General features: G+C 70.9%; 14 protein-coding genes and 2 tRNA genes. 10 read left to right on the plus strand and 6 right to left on the minus strand.

Features of this window, described 5'->3' with window-relative positions:
- Window positions 1-35: 35 nt before the first annotated feature.
- A complete protein-coding gene (locus tag AB0I77_RS09050) occupies window positions 36-851 on the minus strand; it encodes an SOS response-associated peptidase (RefSeq protein WP_363281732.1) in 816 nt (271 codons plus the stop codon).
- A 50-nt stretch (window positions 852-901) separates the two neighbouring features.
- Here AB0I77_RS09050 and AB0I77_RS09055 point away from each other — a divergent pair, with 50 nt between their 5' ends.
- The 4 genes from AB0I77_RS09055 (at window position 902) to AB0I77_RS09070 (ending at window position 4536) form a co-directional block, all read left to right on the plus strand.
- Entirely contained in the window at window positions 902-1624 is a 723-nt protein-coding gene (locus AB0I77_RS09055; protein WP_363281733.1) for a M50 family metallopeptidase, read from the plus strand.
- 97 nt (window positions 1625-1721) lie between these two features.
- Window positions 1722-3038: a 3-phosphoshikimate 1-carboxyvinyltransferase gene (gene aroA / locus AB0I77_RS09060; RefSeq protein WP_363281734.1), complete on the plus strand. Its 1317-nt coding sequence runs from the start codon at window positions 1722-1724 to the stop codon at window positions 3036-3038.
- A gap of 10 nt (window positions 3039-3048) precedes the next feature.
- A complete protein-coding gene (rsgA, locus tag AB0I77_RS09065; RefSeq protein ID WP_363281735.1) occupies window positions 3049-4059 on the plus strand; it encodes a ribosome small subunit-dependent GTPase A in 1011 nt (336 codons plus the stop codon).
- Between the two features lie 153 nt (window positions 4060-4212).
- Window positions 4213-4536 carry a multidrug efflux SMR transporter gene (locus AB0I77_RS09070; RefSeq protein WP_363281736.1) on the plus strand — a complete coding sequence of 108 codons (324 nt, stop codon included), beginning with the start codon at window positions 4213-4215 and terminating at the stop codon, window positions 4534-4536.
- Window positions 4537-4559: 23 nt separating this feature from the next.
- Here the strand turns inward: AB0I77_RS09070 and AB0I77_RS09075 are convergent, their stop codons facing one another.
- Entirely contained in the window at window positions 4560-5180 is a 621-nt protein-coding gene (locus AB0I77_RS09075) for a TetR/AcrR family transcriptional regulator (protein ID WP_363281737.1), read from the minus strand.
- Window positions 5181-5371: 191 nt separating this feature from the next.
- Between AB0I77_RS09075 and hisN the strand changes: the two genes are divergently transcribed.
- The gene (gene hisN / locus AB0I77_RS09080) at window positions 5372-6172 is read left to right on the plus strand and encodes a histidinol-phosphatase (protein ID WP_363281738.1); all 801 of its coding nucleotides are present in this window, start codon (window positions 5372-5374) and stop codon (window positions 6170-6172) included.
- 128 nt (window positions 6173-6300) lie between these two features.
- Window positions 6301-6693, plus strand: a complete 393-nt coding sequence (locus tag AB0I77_RS09085; RefSeq protein WP_363281739.1) for a CBS domain-containing protein — start codon at window positions 6301-6303, stop codon at window positions 6691-6693.
- Between the two features lie 109 nt (window positions 6694-6802).
- On the opposite strand, the gene katG is transcribed toward AB0I77_RS09085, so the two are convergent.
- On the minus strand, window positions 6803-9022 hold the full coding sequence (katG, locus tag AB0I77_RS09090) for a catalase/peroxidase HPI (protein WP_363281740.1): 2220 nt from the start codon (window positions 9020-9022) through the stop codon (window positions 6803-6805).
- A 329-nt stretch (window positions 9023-9351) separates the two neighbouring features.
- Between katG and AB0I77_RS09095 the strand changes: the two genes are divergently transcribed.
- The 4 genes from AB0I77_RS09095 (at window position 9352) to AB0I77_RS09110 (ending at window position 12669) form a co-directional block, all read left to right on the plus strand.
- Window positions 9352-9768, plus strand: a complete 417-nt coding sequence (locus tag AB0I77_RS09095) for a Fur family transcriptional regulator (protein ID WP_363281741.1) — start codon at window positions 9352-9354, stop codon at window positions 9766-9768.
- Between the two features lie 134 nt (window positions 9769-9902).
- Complete coding sequence (locus AB0I77_RS09100; RefSeq protein ID WP_363281742.1) at window positions 9903-10670, plus strand: ABC transporter ATP-binding protein; 768 nt, start codon at window positions 9903-9905, stop codon at window positions 10668-10670.
- The gene (locus tag AB0I77_RS09105) at window positions 10667-11530 is read left to right on the plus strand and encodes an ABC transporter permease (protein ID WP_363281743.1); all 864 of its coding nucleotides are present in this window, start codon (window positions 10667-10669) and stop codon (window positions 11528-11530) included. Before AB0I77_RS09100 ends, AB0I77_RS09105 begins: the two co-directional genes overlap by 4 nt.
- Window positions 11527-12669 (plus strand): ABC transporter substrate-binding protein, encoded by a 1143-nt coding sequence (locus AB0I77_RS09110; protein ID WP_363281744.1) that lies wholly within the window; start codon window positions 11527-11529, stop codon window positions 12667-12669. Before AB0I77_RS09105 ends, AB0I77_RS09110 begins: the two co-directional genes overlap by 4 nt.
- Window positions 12670-12717: 48 nt before the next feature.
- Here the strand turns inward: AB0I77_RS09110 and AB0I77_RS09115 are convergent.
- From AB0I77_RS09115 to AB0I77_RS09125, 3 genes are all read right to left on the minus strand, one after another.
- A tRNA-Met gene (locus AB0I77_RS09115) sits at window positions 12718-12791 on the minus strand.
- Between the two features lie 147 nt (window positions 12792-12938).
- Entirely contained in the window at window positions 12939-14747 is a 1809-nt protein-coding gene (locus tag AB0I77_RS09120; RefSeq protein WP_363281745.1) for a tetratricopeptide repeat protein, read from the minus strand.
- Window positions 14748-14976: 229 nt separating this feature from the next.
- Window positions 14977-15050 (minus strand) — tRNA-Met (locus AB0I77_RS09125).

The following is a 15050-nucleotide window of genomic DNA, read 5'->3' on the forward strand; positions in this document are numbered from 1 at the left end:
TCGTAATGTTCGTCACATTCATCGCGTTCGTCACGTCAGAAGAGTGTGCCCTCTTCCGGCCCTTCCAGCTCCTTGAGCAGCTCCGGCCCGTTGTTGCGGACGTTGCTGACCGCTGTCGTCACGGGGTACGCCCGCATCAGCCCCTCGGGCGGCGGCGCGAGCAGCGTGCGCAGCTCCTCGGCGTCCGTGCGGGACGGGTCGAGCCAGGCGTCCCAACGGTCCGGCGTCAGCATCAGCGGCATCCGCGGGTGGATGTCGGCCAGCGTGTACGGCCCCTCCCCGGGCGCCACCGCGAGCGGACTCGTCTCCGCCTCCGTGGTGATCACCGAGCACGTCGCCCACCAGGCCCTCGGGTGGTCGTCGGGCAGGGTCTTGTCCCGCCAGAACTCGTAGAGCCCGGCCATCGCGAACACCGAGCCGTCGGCGGGGAGCACGAAGTACGGCTGCTTGCGCGGCCGCTTCTTCCTCCCCTCGGCCTCCAGGTCCCGCTCCTGCTTGCCGGTGACCCACTCGTAGTAGCCGTCGGCGGGGATGACGCAGCGCCGGGTGGCGAAGGCGCGGCGGTACGACGGCTTCTCGTGCACGGTCTCCGCACGGGCGTTGATCATGCGGGCCGCGCCCTCGGGGGTCTTCGACCAGCTCGGCACCAGACCCCACTTCAGCTTCCGCAGCTGCCGAACCGGCCGGGGGTCGTCGACGTCCTTGAGAGGACGGTCCAGGACGGCGTAGACCTCTTTGGTCGGGGCGACGTTGTAGTCGGGCGCCAAGGTCTCCTCGGGCTCCCACTTCTCGATCTCAAAGACTCCTGCGAGATCCTCGGGCCCACGACTCGATGCATACCGTCCGCACATGCGTGCCAGACTGCCAGATTCACCGAGACCTACGGGAGCCACTGCCGAACATGCACACCACCGCATCCGACTCGCTCGCCTCCCTCTGGGACGAGATCTTCGGCAGCCAGCCCGACCCCGACCTGTGGGTGGTGCTCGCGACCCTGGTCGCCGCGCTCGCCGTAGTCGTCCCGCACGGCCTGTGGCGCATCGCGCGCAACGCCATCACCATCGCGCACGAGGGCGGCCACGGCCTGGTCGCGCTGCTCACCGGCCGCACCCTCACCGGCATACGGCTCCACTCCGACACCAGCGGCCTGACCGTGAGCCGCGGCAAGCCGCACGGCCTCGGCATGATCCTCACCGCGGCCTCCGGCTACACCGCGCCCCCGCTGCTCGGCCTCGGCGGCGCCGCACTGCTCGGCGCCGGTCACATCACCGCGCTGCTGTGGCTGGCGACGATCCTGCTGGTGGCGATGCTGGTGATGATCCGCAACGCCTACGGCGCCCTCACGGTGATCCTCACCGGCGGCATCTTCCTGGTGGTGTCCTGGCTCACCGGACCCCAGGTGCAGGCGGCCTTCGCGTACGCGGTGGTGTGGTTCCTGCTGATCGGCGGGGTACGCCCGGCGTTCGAGTTGCAGGCGAAGCGGTCCCGGGGCGGAGCGGGCGACTCGGACGCGGACCAGCTGTCACGGCTCACGCACGTGCCGGCGGGGATGTGGCTGTTCCTGTTCCATGCGGTGTCGCTGTGCTCGCTGATAGGAGGGGGGCGCTGGCTACTGGAGGGATGACGCGCCCCGAAGGGGCAGCGTCAGGGGCGCGAGGAACTGCGCGACCAGCCACAACGGCGCCGCACCCGAACGACGGCCGACCACTAAAGTGGGGCCCATGGCCCACAACCCCGCACACACCACCCTCTGGCCCGCCCCGCACGCGAGCGGAGCCGTCGACGCCACGGTCCACGTGCCCGGGTCCAAGTCGGTCACCAACCGCGCCCTGGTACTGGCCGCCCTCGCCTCCGAACCGGGCTGGCTGCGCCGCCCCCTGCGCTCCCGCGACACCCTGCTGATGGCCGGCGCGCTGCGCACCATGGGCGTCGGCATCGAGGAGGGCGTGGGCCCCGACGGCACGGGCGAGACCTGGCGTGTGCTGCCGGCCGGCCTGCGCGGACCGGCCACGGTCGACGTCGGCAACGCCGGCACGGTGATGCGCTTCCTGCCACCGGTCGCCGCGCTCGCCGACGGTCCCATCCGCTTCGACGGCGACCCGAGGTCGTACGAGCGCCCCCTGAACGGCGTGATCGACGCCCTGCGCGTCCTCGGCGCCCGTATCGACGACGACGGCCGCGGTGCGCTGCCGCTCACCGTGCACGGCGGCGGCGCCCTGGACGGCGGCCAGGTGGAGATCGACGCGTCCTCGTCGTCGCAGTTCGTGTCGGCGCTGCTGCTGTCCGGCCCACGCTTCAACCAGGGCGTCGAGGTCCGTCACATCGGCTCCTCGCTCCCCTCCATGCCGCACATCCGCATGACCGTCGACATGCTGCGCGCGGTCGGCGCCCAGGTCGACACCCCGGAGTCGGGCGGCGAGCCGAACGTCTGGCGGGTCACCCCGGGCGCCCTGCTCGGCCGGGACCTGACCGTCGAGCCGGATCTGTCGAACGCCCAGCCGTTCCTGGCGGCGGCCCTGGTGACCGGCGGCCGGGTCCTCATCCCCGACTGGCCGGCCCGCACCACCCAGCCCGGTGACCGGCTGCGCCAGATCTTCACCGAAATGGGCGGTACCTGCGAACTCACCGAGTACGGCCTGGTGTTCACCGGTTCGGGCTCGGTCCACGGCATCGACGTCGACCTGAGCGAGGTCGGCGAGCTGACCCCGGGCATCGCGGCGGTGGCGGCCCTCGCGGACTCCCCGTCCACACTCCGGGGCGTGGCCCACCTGCGCCTGCACGAGACGGACCGGCTGGCCGCGCTCACCAAGGAGATCAACGAACTCGGCGGTGACGTCACCGAGAGCGCCGACGGCCTGTACATCCGCCCACGTCCCCTGCACGGCGGGATCTTCCACACCTACGAGGACCACCGCATGGCGACGGCCGGCGCGATCATCGGCCTCGCGGTCGAGGGCGTGCAGATCGAGAACGTGGCGACGACGGCGAAGACCCTGCCGGACTTCCCCGACATGTGGACCGGGATGCTCGGGGCGTAGGGACTCTTCCATGCGCCGCTACGGCAAGCACACCGACGAGGACGACATCCGCTCCCGTCCGAACCGCAAGGGCAACCGGCCCCGGACCCACACCCGTCCCAAGCACGAGGACGCGGTCGAGGGCATGGTCCTCACCGTCGACCGGGGCCGGCTGACCTGCCTCGTCGACGACCGGATCGTGCTGGCGATGAAGGCCCGCGAGCTGGGCCGCAAGGCCGCGGTGGTCGGCGACCGGGTGGCGATCGTCGGCGACCTGACCGGCAACAAGGACACCCTGGCCCGCATCGTCCGCATCGGGGAACGCACGTCGGTCCTGCGCCGCACGGCGGACGACGACGACCCGTACGAGCGCGTGGTCGTCGCCAACGCCGACCAGCTCGCCATCGTCACGGCCCTGGCCGACCCGGAGCCCCGCCCCCGCCTGATCGACCGCTGCCTGGTGGCGGCGTTCGACGCAGGTCTGGAACCCCTGCTGGTCATGACGAAGTCGGACCTCGCCCAGCCCGACAAGCTGCTGGAGCTGTACGGCCACCTGGACATCCCCTACGTCGTCACCAGCCGCGAGGAGCTGGAGAGCGGGGCGGCGGTGGCCCGGGTGCGCGAGCAGCTCTACCGGAAGATCACCGCGTTCGTCGGACACTCCGGCGTCGGCAAGACGACGCTGGTCAACGCGCTGGTACCGGAGGAGCAGCGGCGTTCGACGGGGCACGTCAACGCGGTGACGGGCCGCGGCCGGCACACCACGACCTCGGCGCTGGCCCTGCCGCTGGGGGACGGCGAAGGATGGCTGGTCGACACTCCGGGCGTACGGTCCTTCGGCCTGCACCACGTGGATCCGTCCCGCGTGATCCACGCCTTCCCCGATCTCGAGCCCGGCACGGAGAACTGCCCCCGCGCGTGCAGTCACGACGAGCCGGACTGCGCGCTGGACGCGTGGGTGGCCGAGGGGCACGCCGACCCGGCCCGCCTGTACTCGCTGCGCCGGATGCTGTCGACGAGGGAACGGACGGAAGGCGACTAGGACCTGAACCGAGGAAGGCGACTGACCTCCGCGTTGTTTGTCAACGTGCAGGGCCGGTAAGGGCATAATCGCACCGAGCCGGATCCAAGCCTGACCAGCCTGAAGAAGCGGTCACAAGACGCTGACACACGTGGACCTACGGGAGGACAGCTCATGGCGTGGCTGCTGGTCGTCGTGGCCGGGTTTCTGGAGACCGGTTTTGCCGTCTGTCTGAAGCTGTCGCACGGCTTCACCAGGCTCTGGCCGACGGTCGCGTTCTGCATCTTCGCCCTCGGCAGCTTCGGCCTGCTGACCCTGTCGCTGAAGAAGCTCGACGTGGGCCCGGCGTACGCCGTGTGGACGGGCATCGGCGCGGCCGGAACGGCCATCTACGGCATGATCTTCCTGGGCGACCTCGTGTCCACCCTGAAGATCGTCTCGATCAGCCTGGTGATCATCGGCGTGATCGGGCTCCAGCTGTCGGGGTCCGCGCACTAGGCGTGTTGTCCCGGGAGGCCCAACTAGGCCCTGTCGTACGTCAACTGGCGATGCAGCGCGCTCCGGACGAGATCCGCGACGCCACCCTCGCCCGGCGGGGCCGCCACGCAGGACAGGGCGAGGCGGACGACGAGTTCGCAGGAGCGGGCCAGGTCGGCGGTGTCCGGCTTGGGGGTGCCGGGGCCGGAGAGAACCGTCACGGCCCGGTCGCGCACGAGGGCCAGGAAGTCCCCGGGGGACGGCAGCGGACCGTCGGCCCGGCGCTGCGCCGGCACGGCCGAGGAGGAGGGCACGGCTGTCAGCGTCGGCGAGGGCAGCCGCTCGCTCCAGCAGCCGGTGAGCATGGCCCGCACCAGCGCGTTCTCCCGGGCCGTGGAGGCGGTCCACTCGGCGGTCGCGGTCAGCCGGTCACGCGCGTCGCCGTGCGCGGCCAGAGCGCGTTCGACCCCCGTGAGAAATCCGTCCGCTTCTCGCCTCACCAGGGCGCGGGCCAGCCCTTCCTTGCTCCCGAACTCGTTGTACAGCGTCTGCCGGGACACTCCGGCCGCCGCGGCCACGTCCACCATCCGCACGGCGGACCACGGCCGGCGCGCCAGCGCCGTGTAAGCGGCATCCAGCAGGGATTCCCGCGCTGCAGGCATCATCGCCTCCCGAGGGCGATCGGCTCTGCGCCCCAGATTTGACGCGCACACGGGCACTGTCAAGGGTTCGCGAAGGCACGCGGGGGCGCTCTTCGGCCGCGACACGCCCGGCCGCCGACATGCGTTGCCCTCCGCCCCCGTCCCCACGGGCCCCCTGTAGCCCCGTACCAGGCACGACAGATACCGTTCATCACATGCCCGACTACCTGGACGACCTCCGCTTCGCCCACGTCCTCGCGGACGCCGCCGACGCGGGGACCATGGACCGCTTCAAGGCCCTCGACCTCAAGGTGGAGACGAAGCCGGACATGACCCCGGTGAGCGAAGCGGACAAGGCCGCGGAAGAACTCATCCGCGGCCAGATCCAGCGTGCCCGCCCCCGGGACGCGATCCTCGGCGAGGAGTACGGCATCTCGGGCACCGGCCCTCGCCGCTGGGTGATCGACCCGATCGACGGCACCAAGAACTACGTCCGCGGCGTCCCGGTCTGGGCCACGCTGATCTCCCTGATGGAAGCGGGCGAGGGCGGCTACCAGCCCGTCGTCGGCGTCGTCTCCGCGCCCGCCCTCGGCCGCCGCTGGTGGGCCGCGAAGGGCCACGGCGCCTTCTCCGGCCGCAGCCTCTCCTCGGCCTCCCGGCTGCGCGTCTCCGGCGTCTCGAAGCTCTCCGACGCCTCCTTCGCGTACTCCTCACTCACCGGCTGGGAGGACCAGGGCCGCCTGGGCGGCTTCCTGGACCTGACCCGCGAGGTGTGGCGCACGCGCGCGTACGGCGACTTCTGGCCGTACATGATGGTCGCCGAGGGCGCGGTCGACCTCTGCGCCGAGCCTGAACTCTCCCTCTGGGACATGGCCGCGAACGCGATCATCGTGACGGAGGCCGGCGGCACCTTCACGGGCCTCGACGGCCGCCCGGGCCCGCACAGCGGCAACGCGGCCGCGTCGAACGGCCTGCTGCACGACGAGTTCCTGGGGTACCTCAACGAGCGCTACTGAGGGATACAGATAAGCGCGCACGCCCTCTTGTTGACCTCCGCTTTACCTGCCACTCTGAGAGTACCCTCATTTGTGAACTTGTGAATCCATGAACTATCCGTGGATTCTTAGGAGGTGACTCGCAACCCATGCTGGTCCGCGACGCCATGAGCACGGTGGTTCTCACCATCGGCCCCACCCACACCCTCCGCCAGGCCGCCGCCCTGATGTCCGCCCGCCGGGTCGGCGCGGCCGTGGTCCTCGACCCCGACGCAGGCGGCATCGGCATCCTCACCGAACGCGACGTCCTCAACTGTGTGGGCCTCGGCCAGAGCCCCGACACGGAGCACGTCCACGCCCACACCACCACCGACGTCGTCTTCGCCGCCCCGACCTGGACCCTGGAGGAGGCGGCCGAGGCCATGACCCACGGCGGCTTCCGTCACCTCATCGTCCTCGACCGGGACGAGCCCGTCGGCATCGTCTCGGTCCGCGACATCATCCGCTGCTGGGCGCCGACGCGGCATCGCGTACCGGCCTGAGCACGAGAGCGGGCCGGATCCCCTCCACGATCTCGATGATCTCGTGGAGGGAATCCGGCCCGCCGCTGGTCGCTACAGCCGCTATCTCAGCGGCTCCAGTTCCGGCTGATCAGACGAGGTCGAACCGGTCCAGGTTCATGACCTTGTCCCACGCCGAGACGAAGTCCTTGACGAACTTCTCCTTCGCGTCGTCGCTCGCGTAGACCTCCGCGAGCGCGCGCAGCTCGGAGTTCGAGCCGAAGACGAGGTCGGCACGGCTGCCGGCCCACTTCAGCTCGCCCGTGGCGGCGTCGCGGCCCTCGAACGTGGCCTGGTCCGCGGACGTCGACTTCCACGTCGTACCCATGTCGAGCAGGTTGACGAAGAAGTCGTTGGTCAGGGCCCCGGGGGTCGCGGTGAGGGCGCCGAGCTGCGACTGCTGGTGGTTCGCGCCCAGCACGCGCAGGCCGCCGACGAGGACCGTCATCTCGGGAGCGCTCAGGGTCAGCAGGTTCGCCTTGTCGAGCAGCAGGTGCTCGGCCGGCAGGCGGTTGCCCTTGCCGACGTAGTTGCGGAACCCGTCGGAGCTCGGCTCGAGCGCGGCGAAGGACTCCGCGTCGGTGTGCTCCTCGGTCGCGTCGACACGGCCCGGGGTGAAGGGCACCTCGATGTCGTAGCCGGCGTCCTTGGCGGCCTTCTCCACGCCCGCGCAACCGCCGAGCACGATCAGGTCGGCCAGAGACACCTTCTTCGTGGCGCCGGCGTTGAACTCCCGCTGGACGCTCTCGAGGGTGCTCAGGACCGTCGCGAGCTGATCGGGCTCGTTGACCTCCCAGCCGCGCTGCGGCTCGAGGCGGATGCGCGCGCCGTTGGCACCGCCGCGCTTGTCGCTGCCGCGGAAGGTCGAGGCCGACGCCCACGCGGTGGTGACCAGCTGCGAGACGGTCAGGCCCGAGTCGAGGAGCTTGGCCTTGAGGGCCGCGATGTCCGCGGCGCCGATGACCTCGCCCTCCGCCGTAGGCAGCGGGTCCTGCCACAGCAGGGTCTCTGCCGGGACCTCGGGGCCGAGGTACAGCGACTTCGGGCCCATGTCGCGGTGGGTCAGCTTGTACCAGGCCCGCGCGAAGGCGTCCGCGAACTGGTCGGGGTTCTCGTAGAAGCGGCGCGAGATCGGCTCGTAGATCGGGTCGAAGCGCAGCGACAGGTCGGTGGTGAGCATCATCGGGAGCTTCGTCTTCGACGCGTCGTGTGCGTCGGGGACGATCGCCTCGGCGTTCTTCGCCACCCACTGGTTCGCGCCGGCCGGGCTCTGGGTGAGCTCGTACTCGTACTCGAACAGGTTCTTGAAGAAGTTGTTGCTCCACTGCGTGGGCGTCTCCGTCCACGTCACCTCAAGGCCGGACGTGATGGCGTCCCCGCCCTTGCCGGTGCCGAAGCTGTTCTTCCAGCCCAGGCCCTGCTCCTCCATCGAGGCGGCCTCGGGGTCGTTGCCGACGCTCTCCGCCGGGCCCGCGCCGTGGGTCTTGCCGAAGGTGTGGCCGCCGGCGATCAGGGCGACCGTCTCCTCGTCGTTCATCGCCATCCGGCGGAACGTCTCACGGATGTCGCGGGCCGCGGCGATCGGGTCCGGGTTGCCGTTCGGGCCCTCCGGGTTGACGTAGATGAGGCCCATCTGGACGGCGCCGAGGGGGTTCTCCAGCTCGCGGTCGCCGGTGTAGCGCTGGTCGTCGAGCCAGGTGGTCTCGGGACCCCAGTAGACGTCCTCCTCGGGCTCCCAGACGTCCTCACGGCCGCCGCCGAAGCCGAAGGTGTCGAAGCCCATCTGCTCCAGGGCGACATTGCCGGTGAGGATCATGAGGTCGGCCCACGAGATGCTCTGGCCGTACTTCTTCTTGACCGGCCACAGCAGACGGCGGGCCTTGTCCAGGTTGCCGTTGTCCGGCCAGCTGTTGAGCGGGGCGAACCGCTGCTGACCGGCGCCGGCACCGCCGCGGCCGTCGCTGATGCGGTACGTGCCCGCGCTGTGCCATGCCATCCGGATCATGAGCGGGCCGTAGTTGCCGAAGTCGGCCGGCCACCAGTCCTGCGAGGTCGTCAGTACCTCGGCGATGTCCTGTTTCACGGCAGCGAGGTCGAGGGCCTTGAACGCCTCGGCGTAGTCGAACTCCTCGCCGAGGGGGTTGGCCACGACCGGGTTGTTGGCAAGGATCTTCACATTGAGCCGCTCCGGCCACCACTGGCGATTTCCGCCGCCCTGGGTCGGGTGCAGGGCACGCCCGTGCGCGACCGGGCAGCCGCCTGCCTCCTCCGGCTTCTCGTCTGTGACGATCGCGTCATGGTTCTCAGTCATGGGAATCCTTCCGGATGGGGCGGAGCACAGTGCTCAGGAACTGCGGGGGGTGGTGGAACAGCCGGGGCACGGGCGGGCCGTCACCGACCCGGCGGGGCTGCCGGAAGCATGGCCTGTGCGTCCGCGCACCCCGCAGGCTCCTACCGCGCGATCCTTCGGCGGTGTGCGGAGTCCGGGATGCGGTCATGGCACCAAAAGTCACTTCTGCCTGTTCCTGTCGCTTGGCCAAAGGCCTGCCTTGATCCTACAATGGACAATGTCTAAGTCAAGTGACGCTCCAAAGTCACACCCCGTCGGGATCTGTTCCCCCTACTGTTAGGCTGGCCCGCATGAGTGACCTGTTGGAACGGCTGCGCGGACGCGGATGGCGGATGACCGCGCAGCGGCGCGTCGTGGCCGAGGTCCTCAACGGCGACCACGTCCACCTGACAGCCGACGAGGTCCACGCACGAGCCGTCGCCAAGCTGCCAGAGATCTCCCGGGCCACCGTCTACAACACGCTGGGCGAGCTGGTTTCCCTCGGCGAAGTACTGGAAGTAGCCACCGACAAGCGCGCCAAGCGGTACGACCCGAACGCCCACCGGCCGCACCACCACCTGGTGTGCGCCCAGTGCGGCGCGATCCGGGACGTCCACCCCAGCGGCAACCCGCTGGCCGACCTCCCCGACTCGGAGCGCTTCGGCTTCACCGTCTCGGGCGTCGAGGTGACGTACCGCGGCGTCTGCCCGAACTGCGCGGCGGCATAACGACTTTCCCCAGAAGCCCCGGCCCCCTCAAGGGAGCCGGGGCTTTCTGCTGCGTACACACTTCCCGTATCTGACGGGTCGTCATATCGTCTGCGGCACCCACCAGTCCGTTCCGCACTCCGCGAGGAGACCCCGTGGGAGAGCCGTATCCGAAACTCAGCGCACATGCTCTGACCCGAACGTTCGGCCGGGGCGCCGGGGCGGTGGACGCCCTCGGCCCCTTGGACCTGTCCGTCGCCCCCGGCGAGTTCGTCTGCCTCGTGGGCCCGTCCGGCTGCGGCAAGTCCACGCTCCTGCGCATCGCCGCGGGCCTGCTCCGCCCCAGCGCCGGCACGCTGGAGATCCGCACTTCGACCCTGCGCCCGGCCGCCATGATCTTCCAGGACTACGGCATCTACGACTGGAAGACGGTCCGCGCCAACGTCCGCTTCGGCCTGGACATCCAGCGCGTCCCGCGCCGTGAGGCGAACGCGCGGGCCGACGAGTGGCTGACCCGTATGGGCCTCGCCGACTTCGCCGACGCCTATCCGGCGGCCCTCTCCGGCGGCATGCGCCAGCGCGTGGCGATCGCCCGCGCGCTCGCGGTGGAGCCCGAACTCCTCCTCATGGATGAGCCGTTCGCCGCCCTCGACGCCCAGCTCCGCTGGATCCTCCAGGAGGAGCTGCTGGAGCTCACGCAGACCACCCGCGGCACCACCCTGTTCATCACCCACAGCCTGGAAGAGGCGATCGTCCTCGGCGACCGGGTCCTGGTGATGTCCGCCCGCCCGGGCCGGATCATCGCCGAACACCGCCCGCCGTTCCCGCGCCCGCGCTCCGGCGACATCCGCGATACGCCCGAATTCACCTCCCTCAAGAGCGAGTTGTGGGACCTGCTGCGCAAGGAGGCGGTACTGGCATGACCACGGTCGCCAAACCCCCCGCCGAATCGGTCCTGACCCGCCGCCCGGGACCCCAGGAGCTGCGTCCCGTACGCGCCCACCGCCGGCGGCGCGCCCTGGAGCTGTCCCTCGCGGCGGCCGTTCCCCTCCTCCTGATCCTGCTCTGGCAGCTGGCCGCCGCCCAGGCCTGGATCGACGACCGCGTCTACCCGGCGCCGTCCACGATCTTCGCCGACGGCTGGGACCGGGCCGCGGCCGGCGATCTGTGGCCGGACGTCTGGGCAACCTTGAAGCGCGTCCTGGCCGGCTACGCGATCGGCACGGCCGCGGGCTACGCCCTGGGCCTCCTGATGGGCTCCCTGTCCCTGGTACGGGCCGCCCTGGAACCCCTGCTGGACGCCCTGTACGTCGTCCCGAAGCTGGCCCTGCTCCCGATCTTCCTGAACATGTTCGGCCTGGGCGAGGGCCCGCAGGTGGCCCTGGTGGCGGCGACGGTCTTCTTCTTCGTATGGATCTCGACGATGTCGGCGGTGATGGCCGTCCCCTTGGGCCACCGGGACGCGGGCCAGGTCTTCGGCGCCTCGCCCTGGCAGATGTTCCGCCACGTCCTGCTGCCGGCGTCGTTGCCGCAGGTCCTGGTCGGCGCGCGGATAGCGGCGGGCGTCGCCGTACTGGTGATCGTCGCCTCGGAACAGATCGCCGCCGCGAACGGCCTCGGCCACCTGATCTTCGACTCTCGCGCGCTGTTCCAGAACGACGTGATGTTCGTCGGCATCGTCTGCGTCGCCGTCCTGGGGGTGGTCTTCTCCGAACTGGTGCGGATCGTGGGCCGCTTGCTCACCCCGTGGGCACCGAGGGACCGAGGACGGGGGCAATCGTGAGCGGGCGACGTGCATACGGTGCCGTAGCCGCCGTCGGAGTACTGCTGGCGTCGGCGGCCTGCTCGTCGCCGTACGCCGGCGACTCGGAGCCGAAGGCGGGCGGGGGAACGCGCACGATCCGGCCGGTGGAGGGCTGCGGCGACACGTCCTGGACGAACCCGGCGGACCGCACCCCGAACCGAGTGGCCGCCCGCTGCCTCCCCGGAGCCCCCGCCCCCCAGCCCCTCGCCAAGCCCCGGAAGCTGACGATCGCGACCGGGACGCTGAGCGCCGAGTACGTGGCACCGCTGCGAGTGGCGCTCGACAAGGGCGAGTTCAAGAAGGAGGGCCTGGACGTCACCCTGAAGGTCCTGCCGACGCCGGACGCCCTCCCACTGCTGGCCAAGGGCGATGTCGACGCGCTGTGGGCGGCCCCGGAGGCGGCCGTCATGAACGGCCTGAGGGGCGGCTTCGACATCAGGTGGGTGGCGGGGAACTTCTCGCCCGGCCCGAATTCGAAGAGCGGCCTGTGGGTGCGGCTGAAGCAGGGCGAGAGCGCGGACCGGGTGGCGATGGCCGACCGGAAGCTGGGCACGATGATCGGCAAGGGCTCCGTGATCGCGTACCCCATGGAGAAGGCCCTTCAGAAGCACGGCGGCGGCCTGGACGAGATCCAGTACCAGCAGCTGGGCTCGGCCGACGTCCTCACGGCGCTGCAGAACGGAGGCGTCGACTCGGCCTGGCTCCTCGACCCGGTCTGGCGCAAGGTCGACGGCAAGACGGGGTACGCCTTCCTGGGCGGCCAGCCGGCCGGCGAGCCCCTGGGCGGCATGCTGTACGGCCCGAACCTGCTGGGCGACGACGTGGACGCCGGGGTCGCCCTGCTCCGGGCCTACATCCGCACGATCAACACGCACTTCGCGTCCGACTACAAGAAGGACCCGGCCTTCGTCGCCTACCTGGCGAAGCTCCTGAAGTCGGACAAGGCGGTCCTCGAGTCGACCCCGTCTCTGCGCATGGACTGGGAAATCCGCGCCGGCACGACGGACCGCCTCCAGTCCGCGTACCGCGCCCAGGGCGTGGCCGAGGGCGACGCGCTGGCGGAGTCGAAGACGGTGGACAGATCCCTGTACGAGGAGGCGGTGGGCCACCGCTCATAAACAGAACCAGGGCCGGAAACCTTTCGGCTTCCGGCCCTGGGCCTTCAGTAGCGGGGACAGGATTTGAACCTGCGACCTCTGGGTTATGAGCCCAGCGAGCTACCGAGCTGCTCCACCCCGCGGCGATGAATGCAACATTACGTCAAGGACGCGGAGAGAAGCAAATCGCTTGGCCGACATGTATTGGCGCAGGTCAGCACCGTGCTGTGGTGGGCGTCGGGAAGCTTTTCGCTGAGGCCACCAACCCGCCCCCAGCCCAGCGCCACGCGCTACGCCGACAGCTCCTGCCGCAACGCGTCCCGCAGCCGAGCCGCCCGCTCGGACACCTCCCGCGGCCCGAGGGACACCGCCCGATCAGCCCACCGCTGCCCCTCCGCCAGCTCGCCCCGACGCGCGTAGACGAGGGCCAGCCGCAACGCCGCCCGCCCGTGCCCCGCGTCAGCCGCCCGCGTCCACCACACCGCCGCCTCGGGCTCACTCCCCTCCCGAGCCAGCAGCAGCCCCAGATTGAACGCCCCGTTCCGGGAGCCGGCCTCGGCCGCCTGCCGGTACCACCGAGCCGCCTCCACGACATCGCCCCGCGCGGCGGCCAGCATCCCGACCCGCACCTGCGCCCTCCGGTGCCCCTGACCGGCGGCCCGCTCGTACCACTCCTCGCACTCGCTCTTCTCGTGCACCACCTCGCCCAGCTCGTGCGCGGGCTGCGGCGGGCGCCGCGCGTCGAGCACGGTGGCCAGCCGGTACGCGGCCTCGGCGCTGCCGCCCCCCGCCGCGCACCGCAGGTGCCGCTCCGCCTCCCGCTCGTCCCCGTCCCGCAGCCGCGCGATCCCGACCTGGAGTGCCGCCTCGGTGTGCCCGGCGCCCGCCGCCCGCTCGTACCACCGCAGCGCGACGGACTCCTCGCGCCGCCCCGCGAACAGAATCCCCAGGTTGAACGCGGCGTCGACACTCCCCGCCTCGGCCGCCTTCGAGAACCACGGTTCCGCGCCCGCCTGGTCCCCGCCCCGCAGCAGCAGGATGGCCAGCGCGTTCGCCGCCTCGCGGTGGCCGGCGTAAGCGGCGCGCCGGTACCACTGCTCGGCCTGCGCGGTCCGGCCCTGCTCGGCGCAGAGCAGGGCCAGGTTGTACGCGCCGTTGTCGTCCCCGGCGTCCATCGCGGCCCGGTACCAGCGCTCGGCGGTCTGCGGCTCACCGCGCTCGGCGTGCAGTGCGCCCAGCGCGTTGGCCGCGTTGCCGTCGCCGTCCTGCGCGGCCCGCAGCCACCACACGGCGGCGCTCTCGGTGTCGCCCGCGTCCCGCAGCAGGAACCCGAGCGCGCAGGCGGCCCGCGCCTCGCCGTCCTTGGCGGACGTCAGATACCAGCGCCCGGCCTCCTTGAGCTCGCCGCGCTTCTCCAGGATCGCCCCGAGGTGCAGCGCGGCCCGCCGGTGCCCGCGCGCGGCGGCCTGGCGATACCACTGCTCGGCCTCTCCCGCCAGAGCGTCGTCGGTCCCGGCCCCCGTCTCACCCGCCGCCTTGCGGTCGAGTGCCCGCGCCAGCCGGTACGCGGCCTCCCGGTGCCCCCGTTCGGCCGCCGCCCGCATCCACCGCTCGGCGGCGACGTCGTCACCGCGGTGCTCCAGCAGATCGGCGAGGGCGTAGGCGCCCAGGGCGTGCCCCTGCTCGGCGGACTGCCGCAGCCAGTACTCGGCGGCGGGCTCGTCGCCTCGCTCACGGTGGTGGCGGCCCAGCGCGTGGGCCGCCGCGGCGGACCCGGCGACGGCGGCGATCCGCCACCATCCGGCGGCGTCGTCGGCGTAACCGCGCTGGTGGAGAAGGACTCCCAGGTTGTTGGCGGCGGCCCGGTCACCGGCCGCGGTGGCGGCACGCAGCTGGGGTTCGGCTCCGTCCAGATCTCCGCGGCGCAGCAGCATGGCCCCGAGCACGCTCATCGCCTCGACATCGCCGGCTTCGGCGGCGAGCCGGTGACGGAGCTCCTCGGCGGCATCCTCGGTCGCCTCCCCGGCCTGGTCGGGCCGGGAAGGCTGCACAAAACGCCCTGTCTCGAACAGAGTTGCCTTGTCCCCCATAACGTCCATCGTCGCACCACCTGCAAACTGGGTACACCTGGTATACCGCAGCCATTGAGGTCACTTCAGCGTTTTGTCGACATGCCCACAGAGAGACAAGTCAAACACACCGCCCCCAACTCCCCACGGCGGCACGGCCGTACCCCATGTCGGCACATGCGTTCGCACATGGCGAAGGCCCGAATCCTTTTCAGGATCCGGGCCTTCGGTGTCGTACGACTCTCATCGCCGACTTCAGTAGCGGGGACAGGATTTGAACCTGCGACCTCTGGGTTATGAGCCCAGCGAGCTACCGAGCTGCTCCACCCCGCG

Source organism: Streptomyces sp. NPDC050619 (assembly GCF_040654815.1).
Taxonomy (GTDB): domain Bacteria; phylum Actinomycetota; class Actinomycetes; order Streptomycetales; family Streptomycetaceae; genus Streptomyces.

Bases quoted from the DNA above. Each gene is read 5' to 3' on its own strand.
- AB0I77_RS09050 (WP_363281732.1), bottom strand. From the start codon at position 851: ATGTGCGGACGGTATGCATCGAGTCGTGGGCCCGAGGATCTCGCAGGA.
- AB0I77_RS09085 (WP_363281739.1), top strand. From the start codon at position 6,301: ATGCTGGTCCGCGACGCCATGAGCACGGTGGTTCTCACCATCGGCCCC.
- AB0I77_RS09055 (WP_363281733.1), top strand. From the start codon at position 902: ATGCACACCACCGCATCCGACTCGCTCGCCTCCCTCTGGGACGAGATC.
- katG (WP_363281740.1), bottom strand. From the start codon at position 9,022: ATGACTGAGAACCATGACGCGATCGTCACAGACGAGAAGCCGGAGGAG.
- AB0I77_RS09120 (WP_363281745.1), bottom strand. From the start codon at position 14,747: ATGGACGTTATGGGGGACAAGGCAACTCTGTTCGAGACAGGGCGTTTT.
- AB0I77_RS09105 (WP_363281743.1), top strand. From the start codon at position 10,667: ATGACCACGGTCGCCAAACCCCCCGCCGAATCGGTCCTGACCCGCCGC.
- rsgA (WP_363281735.1), top strand. From the start codon at position 3,049: ATGCGCCGCTACGGCAAGCACACCGACGAGGACGACATCCGCTCCCGT.
- hisN (WP_363281738.1), top strand. From the start codon at position 5,372: ATGCCCGACTACCTGGACGACCTCCGCTTCGCCCACGTCCTCGCGGAC.
- AB0I77_RS09075 (WP_363281737.1), bottom strand. From the start codon at position 5,180: ATGATGCCTGCAGCGCGGGAATCCCTGCTGGATGCCGCTTACACGGCG.
- AB0I77_RS09095 (WP_363281741.1), top strand. From the start codon at position 9,352: ATGAGTGACCTGTTGGAACGGCTGCGCGGACGCGGATGGCGGATGACC.
- AB0I77_RS09070 (WP_363281736.1), top strand. From the start codon at position 4,213: ATGGCGTGGCTGCTGGTCGTCGTGGCCGGGTTTCTGGAGACCGGTTTT.
- aroA (WP_363281734.1), top strand. From the start codon at position 1,722: ATGGCCCACAACCCCGCACACACCACCCTCTGGCCCGCCCCGCACGCG.